This is a genomic window from Streptomyces sp. NPDC056628 (assembly GCF_042792555.1).
In the GTDB taxonomy this organism is placed as follows: Bacteria; Actinomycetota; Actinomycetes; order Streptomycetales; family Streptomycetaceae; genus Streptomyces.
The window spans coordinates 1-1,202 of record NZ_JBHTWG010000102.1; the positions used below are offsets into that span (position 1 = coordinate 1).

Here is a 1,202-nt window from a genome sequence, read left to right on the forward strand (position 1 = left end):
CTCCAGCACCGCGTCGTCGTTGGCGTGGATCTCACCGACGACCTCGTCCAGACTCACGCCCCGGGCGTGCGAGGTGTGGCGCTCCCGCAGCGTGACGCCGGCGGTCCTCACCGCTGCTGTCACGTCGGACAGGAGCGTCGTGCCGGCGTCGAAAGGCATGGCTGTGCTCATGGTGAGCTCCCTGGGATCGGTCGAAGCGGGGCGTTGTCCCGCCCCCGCACTTCGAAGCTAGACCCCCCGGCCATTAACAACAAGTGCATGCTTGTCACTTGTAGAGTTACCGGCATGCAACTGGATTTGAACCTGCTCACGGCCCTGGACGCCCTGCTGGAAGAAGGCAGCGTCGCCGGCGCGGCAGCACGCCTGCACGTCACCGCACCGGCGATGAGCCGCTCCCTGGGCCGCATCCGCAAGGCCACCGGCGACCCCATCCTGGTCCGCACCGGCCGCAGCATGGTCCCCACCACCCGCGCGCTGGCCATGCGCGCCCAGGTCCACGCCCTCGTGCAGCAGGCCCACCAACTTCTCTGCGCGCAGCAGGAACTCGACCTAGCGGCTCTGGACCGGGTGTTCACCGTGCGCTGGCACGACGCCCTGACCACCGCCTGCGGCACCGCCCTGACCACGGCCGTCCACCACCAGGCCCCCGGCGTCCGGCTGCGCCTGTCCGCCGAACCCGGGACGGACGACGCCGAGCTGCGCCGAGGTGAGGTCGACCTCGAATCCAGCTCCAGCCCTTCGACGCTCCCCGACATCCGCCACCGCCTCGTCGGCAGGGACCAGCTGATCGTCGCCGTCCGTCCAGGCCACCCGCTCACCCAAGGCCCGCTGAGCCTCGAACGCTACGCAGCCGCCGAACACCTCACCGTCTCGCGGCGCGGAAGCCTGCGCGACCCGATCGATGACGCCCTGACCACACGCGGCCTCGAACGACGCGTCGTCGCCGCCGGGCCCACCGCCGCCTTCGCCCTGCAACTCGCCCTCGACACCGACCTGGTCGTCACCCTCCCCGACGCGGTCACCCGCACAGCCCGCAAACAACTCGGCCTGGCCGCACTGGCGCCGCCACTGTCGCTGCCCGACGTCCCCCTGTACCTGCTGTGGCACCAGCGCTACGACAACGACCGCGCCCACACCTGGCTGCGAGACCTGGCCACCGAAACCGTCCAGGCACTCTTCGCACCACCGACCGCCTCTCAACA

Annotated in this window: 1 protein-coding gene; it reads left to right on the plus strand. The window is 70.5% G+C overall.

The window, feature by feature from the left end:
• Positions 1–285: 285 nt before the first annotated feature.
• A partial coding sequence (locus ACFRAC_RS36795) for a LysR family transcriptional regulator (protein WP_382939797.1) occupies positions 286–1,202 on the plus strand: 917 nt, incomplete at its 3' end.